Source organism: Pseudomonas sp. S3_E10 (assembly GCF_054667615.1).
Map to the genome: position 1 here is coordinate 5,535,305 of NZ_CP162743.1, position 16,403 is coordinate 5,551,707.

Annotated in this window: 13 protein-coding genes and 1 pseudogene; 6 read left to right on the plus strand and 8 right to left on the minus strand. The window is 62.7% G+C overall.

Going from position 1 to position 16,403, the window contains the following annotated elements:
* Positions 1-60: 60 nt before the first annotated feature.
* On the minus strand, positions 61-534 hold the full coding sequence (locus AB4N98_RS25415; RefSeq protein ID WP_017530549.1) for a hypothetical protein: 474 nt from the start codon (positions 532-534) through the stop codon (positions 61-63).
* A 243-nt stretch (positions 535-777) separates the two neighbouring features.
* Here AB4N98_RS25415 and AB4N98_RS25420 point away from each other — a divergent pair.
* Positions 778-963: pseudogene (locus AB4N98_RS25420) on the plus strand (IS66 family transposase); the annotation flags it as partial.
* 55 nt (positions 964-1,018) lie between these two features.
* Here AB4N98_RS25420 and AB4N98_RS25425 read toward each other — a convergent pair.
* The gene (locus AB4N98_RS25425) at positions 1,019-1,276 is read right to left on the minus strand and encodes a hypothetical protein (RefSeq protein WP_017530547.1); all 258 of its coding nucleotides are present in this window, start codon (positions 1,274-1,276) and stop codon (positions 1,019-1,021) included.
* Between the two features lie 297 nt (positions 1,277-1,573).
* Between AB4N98_RS25425 and AB4N98_RS25430 the strand changes: the two genes are divergently transcribed.
* From AB4N98_RS25430 to AB4N98_RS25440, 3 genes are all read left to right on the plus strand, one after another.
* Complete coding sequence (locus AB4N98_RS25430; RefSeq protein ID WP_026067474.1) at positions 1,574-2,182, plus strand: LysE family translocator; 609 nt, start codon at positions 1,574-1,576, stop codon at positions 2,180-2,182.
* 342 nt (positions 2,183-2,524) lie between these two features.
* Positions 2,525-3,505, plus strand: coding sequence for a GlxA family transcriptional regulator (locus AB4N98_RS25435; protein ID WP_032883602.1), 981 nt, complete (start codon positions 2,525-2,527; stop codon positions 3,503-3,505).
* 49 nt (positions 3,506-3,554) lie between these two features.
* Positions 3,555-4,484 carry an ADP-ribosylglycohydrolase family protein gene (locus AB4N98_RS25440; protein WP_223495784.1) on the plus strand — a complete coding sequence of 310 codons (930 nt, stop codon included), beginning with the start codon at positions 3,555-3,557 and terminating at the stop codon, positions 4,482-4,484.
* A gap of 25 nt (positions 4,485-4,509) precedes the next feature.
* On the opposite strand, the gene AB4N98_RS25445 is transcribed toward AB4N98_RS25440, so the two are convergent.
* The 3 genes from AB4N98_RS25445 to AB4N98_RS25455 all read right to left on the minus strand — a co-directional run bounded on the left by AB4N98_RS25445 (position 4,510) and on the right by AB4N98_RS25455 (position 7,801).
* Positions 4,510-5,757: an NAD(P)/FAD-dependent oxidoreductase gene (locus AB4N98_RS25445; RefSeq protein ID WP_460148976.1), complete on the minus strand. Its 1,248-nt coding sequence runs from the start codon at positions 5,755-5,757 to the stop codon at positions 4,510-4,512.
* 137 nt (positions 5,758-5,894) lie between these two features.
* Positions 5,895-6,842, minus strand: coding sequence for a dihydrodipicolinate synthase family protein (locus AB4N98_RS25450; RefSeq protein ID WP_017530542.1), 948 nt, complete (start codon positions 6,840-6,842; stop codon positions 5,895-5,897).
* Positions 6,843-6,874: 32 nt separating this feature from the next.
* Positions 6,875-7,801, minus strand: a complete 927-nt coding sequence (locus AB4N98_RS25455) for a 4-hydroxyproline epimerase (protein WP_017530541.1) — start codon at positions 7,799-7,801, stop codon at positions 6,875-6,877.
* 196 nt (positions 7,802-7,997) lie between these two features.
* Here AB4N98_RS25455 and AB4N98_RS25460 point away from each other — a divergent pair, with 196 nt between their 5' ends.
* Together AB4N98_RS25460 and treS are read left to right on the plus strand one after the other, a co-directional pair.
* Complete coding sequence (locus AB4N98_RS25460) at positions 7,998-8,777, plus strand: helix-turn-helix domain-containing protein (RefSeq protein WP_460148977.1); 780 nt, start codon at positions 7,998-8,000, stop codon at positions 8,775-8,777.
* 83 nt (positions 8,778-8,860) lie between these two features.
* Positions 8,861-10,924 carry a maltose alpha-D-glucosyltransferase gene (treS, locus tag AB4N98_RS25465; RefSeq protein WP_065879020.1) on the plus strand — a complete coding sequence of 688 codons (2,064 nt, stop codon included), beginning with the start codon at positions 8,861-8,863 and terminating at the stop codon, positions 10,922-10,924.
* 64 nt (positions 10,925-10,988) lie between these two features.
* Here the strand turns inward: treS and AB4N98_RS25470 are convergent, their stop codons facing one another.
* Genes AB4N98_RS25470 through AB4N98_RS25480 form a run of 3 tightly spaced genes read right to left on the minus strand, consistent with a single transcriptional unit; the run spans position 10,989 to position 16,398 of the window.
* The gene (locus AB4N98_RS25470; RefSeq protein ID WP_223495787.1) at positions 10,989-12,218 is read right to left on the minus strand and encodes an alginate lyase family protein; all 1,230 of its coding nucleotides are present in this window, start codon (positions 12,216-12,218) and stop codon (positions 10,989-10,991) included.
* A complete protein-coding gene (locus AB4N98_RS25475; protein WP_460148978.1) occupies positions 12,215-15,283 on the minus strand; it encodes an efflux RND transporter permease subunit in 3,069 nt (1,022 codons plus the stop codon). Before AB4N98_RS25475 ends, AB4N98_RS25470 begins: the two co-directional genes overlap by 4 nt.
* The gene (locus AB4N98_RS25480; protein ID WP_137220116.1) at positions 15,280-16,398 is read right to left on the minus strand and encodes an efflux RND transporter periplasmic adaptor subunit; all 1,119 of its coding nucleotides are present in this window, start codon (positions 16,396-16,398) and stop codon (positions 15,280-15,282) included. Before AB4N98_RS25480 ends, AB4N98_RS25475 begins: the two co-directional genes overlap by 4 nt.
* Positions 16,399-16,403: the final 5 nt, after the last annotated feature.

Sequence of the window (16,403 nt, forward strand, 5' to 3'; positions counted from 1 at the left end):
GAAATTCCTTGAACGTGGATCAATGGGCGTCGGGTTCGATGACTGTCACCGTTACCGGATTCAGATCTTGCACAGCCCTTTACCGAAGTCAGTGGCATCAGAACTCGGCCAAGGCGCAAAACCGCTCTTCGGCGTCAGATTCACGATGTTGCGGTCCTTGAGCATCGGGTACTTGCGCTTGAGCGCCTGCACCGTGTCCTCGGCGTTGTTCACGTTGGACAGGCAAAAGCGCAGGGCATCGGCGCGCAGATCGCCGATATAGAGGGTTTCCCCGGCCTTCACCGAGAAAACCGCAGGCACAGGGCGCGGCATCGATTTTCCGGCGTAATACACGTAATGCCACTGCGTGTACTCATACTCACCAGGCGGCACTTCATACATGAAGTAATGGCCCAGCACAGAGGGTGATGGCTGATCATCTTCATTGCCCAGCGTCGTCAGCCGTATTGCGGTACCGGGTGCTCCCTGTTGGTCGATTTCAACCACCAGCCCATGGGGCTGCATCATCGGAAAGCTCTCACCAATCGCACCCATGATGATCGCCTTACTCGGGTCCGGTGCGTGCTTACCGTCGTAGCGTGATGTAGCGCACCCGGACAGAAGGGTTGCGCAGAGCGCGACCGCGCCCCAGACGAGATGTTTACTGCTGACTTTCCCTAGCATTGGTCTTTTTTCCGATCAGTAATCTTGCAGTTCGTAGATCCCAGCTGAGCGAACCGAAAACGCGCAAACACAGTTCCACGTTGCCGGCTCGTCCGGTCCTATTGTCCAGCAAGAAAAGCCGTGCCGGTAATGGATAGGTCGCATGCCTGGATGATCGCCCAGCGTGATGCCGTGCCCGAAGGTTCGGTTATCAGCAGGGCGCTCGATAATAGCTTGAAACACTGGCCAGCGCTGTCCCGCCACCTCGATAACGGCGCCGTCCCCATTGACAACAACTGGGCTGGGAACCAGATCCACCCCGTAGATTAACCTCTACGGGTCTTTTTATGGCTCATCGAAAATGGCCGGTCATGGATCAACCATCCCCCTCAGACCGGATGATGCGCTGAGATTTGGCTTCAGCCGCGTACCGATCAAGCTTTTCCTGTTGAGCCGTCAGCAGCGCACATATCTTCGCCAGGGTCGCTGCCGTTGACGGCGGGCTGCCCGCAGTCGGCATGGCTGTCAGCTCTACCACCGCCCATCCGACAATCGCCGCCGCATCTTCCAGATCGTAAAACAACGCCTGTTGCGCGGTTCTGGGGCCGTCGAGGCCTTGTATCAACTTTTTCATCTACGGCTCCGCTGGGGATGTTCAGGCCATTGGCCGCTGGGGAGGGGCACGGCGGTGCGTGCTTTTAGCCTGCGATTAATCCGGGCAAAGAAAAGCCCGCGTTGGGGAGCGCGGGCTAAAGGGGATGTTCACTAGGAGCTGGGTTCACCCTAGGCGCTCGTCTGTGAAAGCTTCGTGAAAGCCTCGCAATTATTTGAGCGAGAAGTGTATGGCTGGATTCGACCCTGGCTGTACGGGGCATCGGGCGGCTTAACCCACTACTGTCGCAGGCCTCTCACAGCGTTTGGGTGCCGCCTCATGTTCATGTCTACCAGCCTGCTCTCAGCCTTCGTGCTGTTCGCCTTCGTGTCTTCGATCACGCCCGGCCCCAATAACACCATGCTGTTGGCTTCGGGGGTCAACTTCGGGTTCCGCCGCTCGATGCCTCATGCGCTGGGGATCAGTATCGGGTTCATGCTGCTGGTGATTTCGGTCGGCCTGGGGTTGGGAGAAGTGTTCAAGGTGTTCCCTTGGGCCTATACGCTATTGCGCTACGTCGGCGCGGCGTATCTGCTTTACCTGGCGTGGAAGATCGCCACGGCGGGGGCGCTGTCCGACAGCCACGATGAACACGCAAAACCCATGACGTTCCTGGGCGCGGCTGCGTTCCAGTGGGTGAACCCCAAGGCCTGGATCATGGCGTTGGGAGCGATTACCACCTATACGCCCGCTGAGGGCTATGTCACCAACGTGCTGGTTATCGCCCTGGTCTTTGCCGTGGTGAACCTGCCCAGTGTGTGCGTGTGGGCAGGCTGTGGCAGCGGCTTGCGCAATGTGCTGAGCGAACCGCGCCGGCTAAGGGTGTTCAATGGGGCGATGGCCGGGTTGCTGGTGTTGTCGCTGTATCCGATGGTGTTTGCCAACTAACGGTCAGACCGGCGAGATGGTCGCCAGCAAGCCGATGCCGATGGTCAACACCAAAAAGCCGAACAGGAATATTGCCATCTTGGTCATACGGCCTCCGAAGGGGAAGGAAGGGGGGATGTGGCCATTGTCCACCCGCGCGGCATTTCGATACAGGCGCAGATAACAACTAAAAAACCATATCAGATGCGCTTCCCACCGTTCTGCTGCGGGCTTTGGCCGGTTGTGCGTTTGTCGAGATCAGGGCGTGAGACAGCCAATGCATTTGCCCCTAAGATGACGCCCATCGCATCAACAATAAAAGTGGGCCAACCCTCGATGGAAAGACGTCAATTCAGCGGTGGCATGAAGGGCAAGAACCTGCGCTACCTCAATGAAACCTCGCAGCCGGCGTCGGTCAGCCGCGTGGGCTTCCTGTTGCTCGAACACTTTTCCCTGCCGGCCTTTACCCAGACCCTCGACACGCTGGTCACCGCCAACCTGCTGCGCCCCGAGCTGTTCGCCTCGCGCACCTACGGTTGCGACGAGGGTGAAGTGATCAGCGACCTGGGCCTGGTCATTCGCCCCGATGCACGCCTGGATGCCGATGCGCTGCATGAAGTGGACTTGCTGGTGATCTGCGGCGGGTTCCGCACCGAACTCAAGGCCGGCGAAGGCTTCATCCAACTGCTGCGCAGCGCTGCCGAACAGGGTATCCACCTGGCGGGGTTGTGGAACGGCGCCTGGTTCCTCGGCCGCGCCGGGCTGTTGCAGGATTACCGCTGCGCCATCCACCCGGAACACCGTCCGGCACTGGCCGAAGTGTCCAAGGCCACCCATGTGACCAGCGAACCTTACGTGATCGACCGCGACCGCCTGACCGCTTCAAGCCCTTCCGGTGCGTTCCATATGGCGCTGGACTGGATCAAGGGTCTGCACGGTAAAGCCCTCGTCGAAGGCATCGAAGACATCCTGGCCTTCGAAGAATCGCGCTACCGGCGCATCAAACCCACCGAAAACGTCAGTGTCAGCGCGCCCCTGCGTGAAGTGGTGAAATTGATGGATTCCAACCTTGAGGAACCCCTGGAGCTGGACCAACTGGCCGTCTACGCCGGTCGCTCGCGCCGCCAGTTGGAGCGCTTGTTCAAGGAGCAATTGGGCACCACGCCGCAGCGCTACTACATGGAGTTACGCGTCACCGAGGCCCGCCGGTTGTTGCAGCACACCGAGCTCTCGCAGGTGGAAGTGCTGGTGGCGTGCGGGTTCGTGTCGCCGAGTCATTTCAGCAAGTGCTATAGCTCGTACTTCGGATATCGCCCCTCCAAAGAGAAGCGGTTGGTCAAGTAAAGTGCTGGTTGATCCATGCACTCCAGCATGGCCTTTTCAAGGAAGACACATGTCTCTTACGCTTTCGGATCGTTATCGCGGCTGCCTGCTGGGCCTGGCCTGCGGCGATGCCGTCGGTACCACCGTCGAGTTCATGCCTCGTGGCACATTCACTCCGCTTACCGATATGGTCGGAGGAGGGCCGTTCAACCTCAAGCCCGGCCAGTGGACGGACGACACCTCGATGGCGCTGTGCCTGGCGGAAAGTCTGCTGCACAAAAAAGGTTTTGACCCGCGGGACCAGATGGGCCGCTACCTGAACTGGTGGAAGTGGGGATACCTGAGTTCCACCGGCGATTGCTTTGATATCGGCATGACGGTTCGCCAGGCGCTGGCGACATTTGAGACCACCGGCGACCCGTTTGCAGGCTCAACGGACCCGCGTTCGGCCGGTAATGGTTCGATGATGCGTCTGGCCCCCGTCGTGTTGTTTTACTTTCCAGACCCGGAAAATATTCGTGCCTACACCCTCCAGAGTTCGCGAACTACCCACGCGGCGCAAGAGGCGCTTGAGTGCTGCCTGGTACTTGCGCAGGCGATCAGCAACGCGCTGCGCGGCGAGCCGAAGGATGACGTGTTGCGCTTATCCAGCGCAGGATTGTCCGCGCCCAAAGTCATCGCCATAGCGCATGGCGAATATCGCAGCAAGTCGACAACCGAGATCAATGGAACAGGGTATGCAGTCGCGTCCTTGGAGGCAGCGTTGTGGTGTTTCCACCACACTGACAGTTTTGCCGAGGCAGTGCTCGCTGCGGCAAACCTTGGGGATGACGCCGATACCACTGCGGCAATCGTGGGGCAATTGGCGGGCGCTTACTACGGTGCTCAAGCTATCCCTGCTGATTGGACAAACAAACTGTGGCTGCAGGATGAAATCGAGGGCATTGCTGACGCGCTATTGAGCGCGTCCGCGCACCCTGGGCAAGCGCCCACGCTTTAAGGCGTCGCGCGCAGGCCCACCTCTTTCAAAACCGATCCAGCCGATACGGCCCTGGCGCCGGCACATCTGTTTGCCCAACGCCGGCACACGCCAGTTGCCCTATCCTTTCTGCCGTCACCGCCGCCTGCGTCAACCCCAAGTGCTGATGACCGAATGCGAGCAGTACTTTTGCGTCACACACCCGGTCAATGACCGGCAGCGAGTCCGGCAGGGATGGCCGAAACCCCATCCATGGCGTTGCGTCCCGCACATTCAATTCCTCACGAAACAGCCCCTGGCTCAACCGATGCAACTGCCAGGCGCGGGCCATGTTCGCCGGGCGCTCCAGGCCGGCGAATTCCACCGTGCCGGCCAGGCGCAGGCCGCCGGTCATGGGGGTCATGATGAATTTGCGTTCCAGCGAGGTGACGGCAAACGGCAGGCGCTGGTGCTCGTGGGGCAGCATCAAGTGATAGCCGCGCTCGGTGTCCAGCGGGATTTTTTTGCCGGTGAGGCAGGCGGTGAGTCGGGCCGAGTGGGCGCCGCAGGCGATGAGTACCTGGCGTGCGGTGAGAGTGCCCTGGTCGGTCGTCAACACCACGCCATCAGCGTCAACCCGTGCATCGCGCACCTGACGCGTGACGAATTGCACGCCGCTGGCCTTGGCCGCTTCCACCAGTTCGCATAGCACGTGGTAAGGGTCGACAAAATGCCCCGTCGCGGGAAAAAACAGCCCGCCCAGGACCTGCTCGCTTAACTGCGGCACGGCCTTGCGAATGGCCTCGGCGGGCCAGAAATCCACCGCCACATGTTGTTGGCGCATCCGCTGTTGCAAGGCGTCGAGGGCGGGACGCGAGTCGGCCCGTTCGTACACCAGCAGCGAGCCCTCTTCGCGCAACAGTTCAGAACGATGGATGCTGGCCAGCAAACGCTGCCAGGCGCCGAGGCTGCCTTCGTTCAACGCGCGAATACCCACCACGGTGCGCTGGTATTGCGTCGCACGCAGGTTCAGCAACAGCCGCACAAACCAGGGCAGGGCGCGAGGCAGGTATTTCCAGTCCAGGCGCAAAGGGCCCATGGGGTCGGTGAGCATGGCGGGCAAGCGCTTGAGGATCGACAGGTCGGCGATGGGAAACACCTGTTCCGTCGCCAGGTGGCCGGCGTTGCCATAGGAGGCGCCCCTGCCGGGCGCCTGCGCGTCAAGCACCTTCACCCGCCGACCTTGGCGCGCCAGCTGCAAGGCGCAGGCAACCCCGATAATACCGGCGCCGACCACGACGAAATCTTCGGCCATGGCCTATACCTCTCTCTGGCCGTCGCGATGGCCGCAGAGCAAGTGCCGACCGCTCAACAGCGTGCCTGTCAAAGTCATGAGAGCGTCCTGGAAAAACACAGTTGGCCGCTGTGAACAGCACAGCGGCGCCTAAACAATCAGCCGACGTTCTGTTCGGCCGACCAGTTGGCGTACCACTGGCGGAACAGCGCGTACTGGGTTTCGGCATAGCGGCGCTGGGCGTCGCTGAGCACGTCGGTTGCATTGAAATGCAAGTCGTAGCCGGTGTCGCCGTTGAGCACCATCAAGTGCTTGTAATACAGCACCAGGTCACCGCCTTCATCGAAGGACGACAAGACCGCCAACGCGGCCTCCAGCTCATGCGCCTGGCGCCGGGCCGTGGCATCGCCCCTGGCCGCCTGTTTGCTCAGGGCCACCAGTTGCAGCACTTCCCGTGGCAGCGCGTTGCCGATGCCGGTGATTGCGCCGGTGGCGTTGCAGTTGACGAAGCCGTGTACCACCTGGGTGTCGACGCCGACCATCAGGGTCACGTTATCGTCCTGGGAGGTGATGTGTTCGGCGGCGTATCGCAGGTCGGCGCCGCCGCCGAACTCTTTGAAGCCGATCAGGTTGGGGTGTTCGCGACGCAGCTCGAAGAACAGATCGGCGCGGGTGGCGAAGCCGTAGTACGGGCTGTTGTAGATCACGGCCGGCAGCTTGGGCGCGGCTTTGAGGATCGCCGAGAAGTGGGCCTTTTGCGCGGTTGCAGAGGCGCCCCGGGACAGCACGCGCGGAATCACCATCAGGCCGTGTGCGCCAACCTTGGCGGCGTGGGCCGCATGGGCCTGCGCTTCACGGCTGTTCACCGCGCCGGTGCCGACGATGGTCGGCACCCCGGCCGCCACCAGACGCGCCACGCCTTCCTGGCGCTGGGCCTCGGTGAGCAACGGCCAGTCGCCCATGGAACCGCAATACACCACGGCGTTCATGCCGATATCGACCAACTCGCGGCCCTTGGCGACCAGTGCGTCGAAGTCCGGTTGGCGCGCGGTGGTGCACGGGGTCATCAGCGCGGGGATACAACCGGTGAAGATGTTATCGCTCATGGTTCCAGCTCCGTTCAATCAAAGGAGGGGGCTCAGATGCCCCAGGCAAAAGGGTCTTGCTCGTCGATCAGCAGGGTGCTGTCGGCGGTCATGTAGGCGCGGCCGGTAATCAGGGGAATGACGCGCTCGCCCGCCCACTCAAACCGGCCTTCGAATTGGCTGCCGGTGATGCTGGCCTGTCTCCAGGTCTGCCCTTCGACGAGCTTGCCGTCGGCGGCCAGGCACGCCAGTTTGGCGCTGGTGCCGGTGCCGCACGGCGAGCGGTCGTAGGCTTTGCCGGGGCACATCACGAAGTTGCGGCTGTCGGCGCGGGCGTCGTCGGCGAACAGTTCGATATGGTCGATCAGCGCGCCGTCCGCGCCACCGATGCCCTGATCTTCCAGGGCCTTGAGCATCGCCCAGGTGTAGTCGGTGAGGGCGTCGACGTTGCTCATCTCCAGCGCCTTGCCGTGCTCGGACACCAGGAAGAACCAGTTCCCGCCCCAGGCGATATCGCCATGGACCGTGCCATGCCCCGGCACCCGCACCGGCACCTGTTGGCGATAGCGATAGGCGGGCACATTGCGCAGGGTCACGCTGCCATCTTCGTGCAAAGTGGCCGCCACCGGGCCCACCGGGGTGTCGATGCCGTGTACGCCCGGCTGGATGCGTCCCAGGTGGTGCAACGACGCGATCAGGCCGATAGTGCCGTGGCCGCACATGCCGAGGTAACCGGCGTTGTTGAAGAAAATCACCCCACAGGTTGCCTCCGGCGTCACCGGCGCGCAGTACAACGCGCCGACCAGTACCTCGTTGCCACGCGGTTCGAGCAGGCAGGCGCGGCGCCATTGGTCGTGTTCGGTGCGCAGGTTGTCGAGCTGCTCGGCGAGGGTGGCGCCCCTGAGCGCGGGGAAACCGTCCATCACCAGGCGCGTGGGCTCGCCGCCGGTGTGGGAGTCGATCACATGCAGTCGCTTCATAACGGGCTCCAGACGGTGGGTAGCGGGACGCTGGCCAGGCGGCAGTGGTCCTATCCTGAACGCGCGGGCGGTGGCGCGATTGATGTTTTTTGCCGACATCGATGACGAATTCAGCACAGTGCGCATCGCTCGACAGCAACGCCATGCATCGGGCAATCTGCTACGCGTCTAGGCGATCAGCAGGGGCTACACAGTGATGATGCACAGCGCATTTGCCAGCCTTTGCCAAGGCAGCGAGACGAGCCGCCCGCACGACATCCAGCAGTTGGTGGCCGGCGTGGCGCAGTTGCTGCCGATGCTGGATGCGATCCCCAACGCCGCCATTTTCATCAAGGACACACACGCGCGTTACGTCCTCGCCAACCGCACCCTGGTGCAACGCTGCGGCCTCAAGCAGTTGCAGCCGCTGCTGGGCAAGACCAGCGCCGACGTGTTCCCGGCGCCGCTGGGCCCGGGTTATACCGAGCAGGACCGGCGCGTGCTGCAGCAAGGTTTGGTGCTCGAAGACCAGTTGGAACTGCACCTCTACGGCACACGGGAACCCGGCTGGTGCCTGACCCGCAAATGGCCGTTATACAACCACCAAGGCCACATCATCGGCTTGGCCGGGATTTCCGTAGACCTGCAATCGGCCAGCGAAACCCACCCCGCGTATCAACGCCTGGCGGCGGTGGACGAGCACATCCGCATGCATTTCAACCGTCGCGTCACCCTCGGCGAACTGACGCGCATCGCCGGTATTTCAGTGGCGCAACTGGAGCGTTACTGCAAGCGCGTGTTCCACCTCACCCCCCGGCAAATGATCCAGAAGGTCCGGCTGGACCATGCCCATCGCTTGCTGCACGGCGACCTGCCGATCACCGAGGTGGCGCTGCAGTGCGGGTATACCGACCACAGCGCGTTTACCCGGCAGTTCAAGGCCTCGACCGGGTTTACTCCGCGTCAGTATCGCCACGCGACGCAGGGGTTGGCTTAGCTGAGCCATAACAATGCAACGAATGGCCCGCGTACCCCTCATATGTCTACGAGCGATTTTTTACAACGACAGGGACCAAGCTTATGACCGCGGCTGACAACAACCATGTGAACTGGCTGGTGGAACAATCGATGCTGCACGCAGCCCGCCAGCGCGCCAAGCTCTACTCCGGGCAAGGCAGGTTGTGGCAACAGCCCTTTGCGCAGACGCGACCGCGCGACGCTTCGGCGTTGTCCTCGGTGTGGTTTACCGCGTACCCGGCGTCGATTGTGACCCGCGAGGGCGGCACGGTGCTGGAGGCGCTGGGGGACGAAACGCTGTGGCACACCCTGTCGAAAATCGGTATCCAGGGCATTCATAACGGCCCGCTGAAAAAGTCCGGTGGCCTCAACGGCACACTGCATACGCCGACCATCGACGGCAATTTCGACCGCATCAGCTTCGAGATCGACCCGCAACTGGGCACCGAGGCGCAGTTGCAGGCGCTGACGCGCATGGCGGCGGCGCACAACGCGGTGATCATTGACGATGTGATCCCGTCCCATACCGGTAAGGGCGCGGACTTCCGCCTGGCCGAGATGGCGTACGAAGACTACCCCGGTCTTTACCATATGGTAGAAATCCGTGAGGAAGACTGGCACCTGCTGCCCGACGTGGCCGAAGGCCGCGACGCGCAGAACCTCAGCCCCTTGCAGGTGGACGCGCTGCGCGACAAGCACTACATCGTCGGCCAGTTGCAGCGGGTGATCTTCTTCGAGCCGGGCGTCAAGGAAACCGATTGGAGCGCAACCCAGGTGGTGATCGGCGTGGATGGAAAACCGCGACGCTGGGTGTATCTGCATTACTTCAAGGAAGGCCAGCCGTCGCTCAATTGGCTGGACCCCACGTTTGCCGCGCAGCAAATGATCATCGGCGACGCACTGCACGCCATCGACGTGATGGGTGCGAAGATCCTGCGCCTGGATGCCAACGGGTTTCTCGGCGTGGAGCGCAAGCTCGATGGCACGGCCTGGTCAGAGAGCCATCCATTGTCGATCACCGGTAACCAGTTGCTCGGCGGGGCTATTCGCAAGGCGGGCGGCTTCAGCTTCCAGGAGTTGAACCTCACGGTGGATGACATCGCCTCGATGTCCCATGGCGGTGCCGACCTGTCCTATGACTTCATCACCCGGCCTGCCTACCAACATGCGCTGCTGATGGGTGATGCGGAGTTCCTGCGCTTGATGCTGCGCGAGATGCATCGCCAGGGTATCGACCCCGGCTCGCTGATCCATGCGTTGCAGAACCACGATGAACTGACCCTGGAACTGGTGCACTTTTGGACACTGCACGCCCATGACAGCTTCCTGTACCAGGGGCAGACCTTCCCCGGCAACATTCTGCGCGAGCACATCCGCGAGCAGATGTATGAACGCCTGACCGGCGAACATGCGCCGTACAACCTCAAGTTCGTGACCAACGGCGTGTCCTGCACCACGGCCAGCATCATCACCGCGGCGCTGGGTATTCGCGACCTGGAGGCGATTACCCCGGCGGACATTCAACAGATCCGCCAGATCCACCTGCTGCTGGTGATGTACAACGCCATGCAGCCGGGGGTGTTTGCCTTGTCCGGCTGGGACCTGGTGGGGGCATTGCCACTGGCGGCGGCGGACGTTGCGCATTTGATGCAGGACGGCGACACCCGCTGGATTCATCGCGGCGCCTATGACCTGGTGGACCTTAACCCCGACGCACACTTATCCGCCGGGCAGATGCCACGCGCCAAAAGCCTGTACGGCAGCCTGAACAGCCAGTTGCAGGACCCCGAGTCGTTTGCCGCGCAATTGCAAAAAATCCTCGCGGTGCGCCGCGCTTACGACATCGCCGCCAGCCGCCAGGTGCTGGTGCCGGATGTGCAAAACCCCGCCCTGTTGATCATGGTCCATGAACTGCCGGCCGGCAGAGGCACGCAAATCACCGCGCTGAATTTCGGCGCCACGCCGATCACCGAAACCGTGAACCTGCCGGATATTGCAGCGGGGATGGTGGTGGACATTATCAACGAGCGGGTGGAAGGGGACCTGACTGCGCAGGGGGAATTCACTATCACGCTGGATGCCTATGAAGGGCTGGCGTTGCGGGTGGTGAGCAATTCGCCGATCTGATAGTCACCGCCTTCCAACGGTGGGAACGGGGCCTTAGCCGACGCATGGGGCAGTTGATGCATCGCTACGGCACCAGTTCAGCGTTTGACAGGCCGTACTCCCCCAGCGAATAGAGCAAGGTCCCGTACCCCAGTTGGTCGTAGCCACCGCTGTTGGGACCATAATCCCCGCCACCGCCTTCCACCTGGGCTCTGTTCGCGAAGGCCTTCACGTTCGGTGCGCTGAGGCCTTCAAGCACCCCGTAGTGGTTGTAGAGCAGCTCCCAGATCGGACGGATTTCGCCTCGATGCTCGGCCGAGATGGTCGTCTGCTTGAACGCGCTGTTGGTGAAGGTGGTGAATGGCACATCCTGGCCCAGGTTGTATTTGGCCACGTATTCGGCGCCTTGCAGCACGCGGTTGTTCTGGTAACCGAACAGGTCATCGCCCTGGTTCCAGGCCATTTGGCAGAAGCTACCGAGCAAGGCGATGTCGAGCAGTGTGTGCGCCTGGTCGCGCCCGCTTTCCTGGACCTGGCCCAGGCCATTGCCGTAGAGCTTCCAGACCACGTGTTCAATGGAACCGTTGCCGGCGCCATGTTTGAAATAATTGACCGCTTCATCATAGATATCGCGACGGTCGGTCAGTACGCCGATGGCCAGCATCGCGTTCATATTGGCCAGGTCCCAGTTGGCCCAATAGTGGTCGACCAACGCGTTATTGTGATGCGCCAGGAAATCATGGTTCATCGGGTAGAAGACCGTGAGCATCATGCGCTGGAACTGCTGTAAGTCCGCCGCCTTCCACTTTGGATAACCGCGCAGTATTTCGGCGGCATTGGCGAGCTGGTATCCGTACAAACCGGCGGCGAGAAATCGGTCCGAAGTGCCCTCAATGGCGGTGAGGGTGGTGGACCACTGGTTCAACAAAGCGACGGCTTTGTCGGCATACGCAGGGTCGCCCGACAGCTGCCAGCGCAGGGCCAAGGCGTACGCGGCGGCTGCGTCGTTGAATAACCTGGCGTAGTTCTCCGGATGTTGGCCATCCGCGCCCCGGTACACCACCGCGACGGGGCTCGGGTTCCAGGCCAGCGATGCATGCCGGTTGGCGATCAATTTTTGCCAGCCGGCCAGCCACGGCTGGTTATGGTTGGCCAGTTTTTCGCGGATGCGCAGGAAGTCTTGCTGGGTCTGCAACAGGCCTGGGTGGACGAACGCGGAGGCTTGAGCACCGAGACTCAGCGAAAGCGCGCCGAGCAGCACGGCCCCGCGGGTTGTGCGCTTGAGGTTGCGCGTTGCCTTCAACGAAAAAATCATGCTGTGCTCGCCTTGATATGTGAGTGTTTACGCGGTGTAAACAGCAATACGTACAGCACCGGGATCAGCCCCAGCGTGACCAATGTGCCGAGCGCCAGGCCGCCCATCAGGGTGATCGCCATGCCTTCCCACAGCGGCCCGGCAAACAGCATCAGCGGCACCAGCCCGATGATGCAGGTCAGTTTGGTCATGACGATGGGGCGCAGGCGCTTTACGGCGGCGTTCACCACCGCCTCGTAAACCGGCAGGCCCTCGTGGAGTTCGGCCTCGATACGTTCCAGCAACAGCACGGCGTTGTTCACGATAATCCCTGCCAGTGACAGCAGGCCGAACGTGGCCATGAACCCGAACGGGTAACCAGTGATCAGCAGCGCAACTGCCACGCCGATCAGGACGAAGGGGATGGCGGAAACCACAATCAGCAACTTGCGAAACGAATTGAATTGCCAGACAAACAGCAACAGCATGGCGACCAGCGCGTGGGGCAGGTATTGCAGCAACGCCTGGTTGGCGTCCGCCGAGTCCTCGATCTCGCCGCCCAGTTCAATGCGATAGCCCGGCGGCAGCGCCAGTGCCGCCACCTGCGGCGCGAGTTGCTCGACGATGGACGTCGCCGTCAACGACGGGTTATGCCCGACCACGGTAATGGCGCGTTCCTGATTGCGCCGCATCAGCGTCGAGGGTTCGCTGGCCGCGACGATGCGGGCAACGGCCGCCAACGGCACGGGGGGCGAGCCGTCGGCCGGGTAGACCAGGATGCCGCGCAGATCGGGGGAGGCCTCGGTTGTCGTCGCAGGCTCGCGCACCACCAGCGGGACGCGGGTTTGTTTATCCTGCAATGCCGAAACCTGAATGCCGCCGAAGTGCAGTTGCAAGGCCTGGCCGATGGCTTGGGTGTCGACACCGGCGCGGCGCGCACTCTGCTGATCGACCTCGACGGTATAACGCGTCAGGCGAATGCTCCAGTCGTTGCGCACATCCAGCGTGCCCGGCACTTCACGCAGGGCCTTTTCGATCTGGCCGGCCAGGCTGCGCAGTACCTGTTCGTCCGGGCCCAGCACACGATAGATCGCCACACCGGCCTCAGTGGTGCCCAGGGAAAAACGCTTGGGCTCGGCGCGCAGTTCCGGGTGTTGCTTGAGCAGATAGCGGCGGGTATTGGCGATCACCGCATCGATATCCGTACCGGGCTTGACGCTGACGGTGAAGTACGCGGTTTCCGGTGCGGGCAAAGGCGGGTTGAGGCCCAGCACGATTCGTGGCCCGCCGTCGCCGACATAGCCGATGCTGTCGGCTACCTGGGGCTCCTTGCTCAGCCACAGGCTGATCTCGCGCACGCTTTGCAAGGTCTTGCGCGAGCCGCTGCCGGGTTCCAGGCTGATGGGTACCTGGAACTGCAAGCGGTCCGATTGAGGCAGAAAGTCATAGGGCACGCGCATCAGTTCGAAGATCGCGGCGGCGAGTAACACCAGCATCGCCATCAGAAACAGTGCTTTGTGTTGCAACACGCGGCCGATGACCGCGCGGTAGCCTCGGTAAAAACCGCTGTCGTAACTGTCTTCCGACGCCTCGTGGCGCGCAGCCTTGGCGAAATACAGGCACAGCAGCGGCGTGACGGTGATACTCAACAGCCACGAGCCGAGCAGCGTCAACGCCAGTACGACCGCCAGTGAACGCAGGTATTCATTGGTGCTGGTCTGGCCGAGGAAGAACGGCGAGAACGCCAGCACGATCACCAGCGACGAGGTCAGCAGCGGAATCGCCAGGGTGCGCCCGGCGTCCTCGCAGGCCTGGCGTCGGTCCTCGCCGGCATGCAGCCGGCGCTCGATGTCCTCGGCGATCACGATGCCGTTGTCCACCAGCAAGCCGAGCGCGAGGATAATCGCGGCAATCGACACGGTTTGCAGCTCGACCCCGAGCATGCGCATCGCAAGCAGCGTGCCGAGGATGGTCAGCGGCACAATCGCGCCGACCACCAGCCCGGTGCGCCAGCCCAGAAACAGCATGACTACGGCCATGACGATGACCACCGTCTCGATCATCACGTGTTTCATCTTGGCCATCTGCTGGTCGACCACATCGGCCTGGAACGTCACCATATGGGCCGTGAAACCCAACGGCAGCTGCTGTTCCAGCTCGGCCAAGCGCTTGCGCAAGGCCACGCCGAATTGGTGCACGTTCTGTCCTGGCGCCATGGACACCGCCAGCACCACCGCGTCCTGGCCTTGATAGATCGCGGCGCTCTGGGGCGGGTCGGCAGCCATCACCGAGATCTGCGCGATGGCGCCGAGGGCCACCGATTGCGCGGTGCCGTTGGCGCCGGGCAGTTGGATCGGCAATTGGCGCAGTTGCTCCACGCTGAGCACTTCGCCGGTCACGGTGAGGGTGGTGATCTGCCCGCCAATATCGGCAATACCGCCGGGCGCCAACACGTTCTGTTGCTGCACTTGCTGGAACAGCTGCTGCGGGGACAAACCCAGCCCCGCCAGGCGTTGCGGGTTGAAATCGATCGAGAGTTGCTGGTCCTGCACGCCGTGCAACGTTACCTGGCCGATGCCGGGCAACCCGCCCAATTGGTCGCGCAGGCGTTTCAACGGCCCGCGCATTTCGCTCATGCTGTAGCCGGGCGCGGTGACCGCAATGGAGGCGACGGCGACGCGTCCGAAATTATCATCGACAAAAGGCCCTTGGGTGCCAGGTGGAAATCCGGCGCCGGCCTCGGCGACTTTATTGCGTACCTGCTGCCACAGCACGCCCAGGTCCTTGATTTCATCGCGGGCCGTCACCTGGATAATCACGCTGCCGGGGTGGACGGTAGTCACGATGTTTTTGATCTGCGACAGCTCGCGCAGCTTTTCTTCGGTGGGCCGGGCCAGCAACTCTTCGGCGCGTTCGCTGGGCAGGCCGGGAAACTCGATGCTCACCAGCGCATCGCGGATGGTCACCGAGGGTTCTTCCTGGGTCGGGAAACTCAGGAACGTCGCCACGCCCGCGAGCAGGATTAGCAGGGCGGTGAATAACGTCAGGCGGCTCGCGCCCAATGCGTGACGGGTCAGGTTGATCATTCGGGCGCGCTCAAACGGCTGGAGGGTGCAAGCAGGTTGACGGGCTGGCCGTCGGTGAGGAACGCCACGCCGGTGACGACGACTTGTTCGCCATCCTTGAGGCCGCTATCGAGGGCGACACGGCCCTGGTCGATCAGGCCGATCCTGACCTCACGCAGGGCGACCTTGCCCTGGGTCGGGTCATAGACGAACACCTGCACCTGGCTGGCGTCGCCGCCCATGCGCAGCGCCTGGGTCGGAATCGACAGCGCGAGCGCGGCAGGGGTCGCCAATCGCACGTTGAGGTTCACGCCGCTGGGCAGCGCCAGGTCGCGGGCGTCCAGGCGAAAACGCGCGCTTTGCAACATGCCGTTCTGCGCGCGTGTCGACAGGCCCTCCAGCACCAGCGGCAGGGTCGATCCGGGCGCGGCCGGGTCGTTGGCGACGGCGTGGTCGCCAGGCTTGAGGCCGGCGGCCTGTTCCACCGGGACTTGCACGATGACCTGCAACGCGCCGCTGGCTTCCAATTCCATCACCACTTGGCCGGGCGATAACTCGCTGTACAACTGCGCGGGTCGTGCCACGACGCGACCGTCAAACGGCGCGATCAACTGGCCCTGGCGTTGGTCGCGTCGCACCAGGTCCAGGGCCGCTTCATCGGCGGCCTGCTGCGCTACGGCGGCCTGCCACGCGGCTTCGGCTTGCTCCACCGCGCTGGCCGCGACGCTGCCCTGGGCATACAGCAGTTGCTGGCGCACCTTGTTACGCTTGCGCTCGGCGGTTTGCGCCACGCTGGCGAACAAGGCCGCCTGCGCTTGTTTCAGGCGCAACCGCACGGCCGCCGTATCGAGGCTCGCCAGCACCTGGCCTTGTTTTACGCTATCGCCGATGTCGACATTCAACGCCACCAATCGGCCCGCGCCTTCGAAGGCCAAGACCGCGCGCTGGCGTTGGCGCACCACACCGGTCAACGGCGCGGCGTCGGCGCCGTAGGCGCGCACGCTGGCGACTTTCACCGACCTTATGGCCGGCTCCGGCGCCGCCTCCTCGTGCGAACAGGCCACCACCATCAGGCAGGCAACGCCGAGCACCAGGGGGCGGCCCCAAGAACGGAACAACTGAGCAAAACCCTGCATGCCTG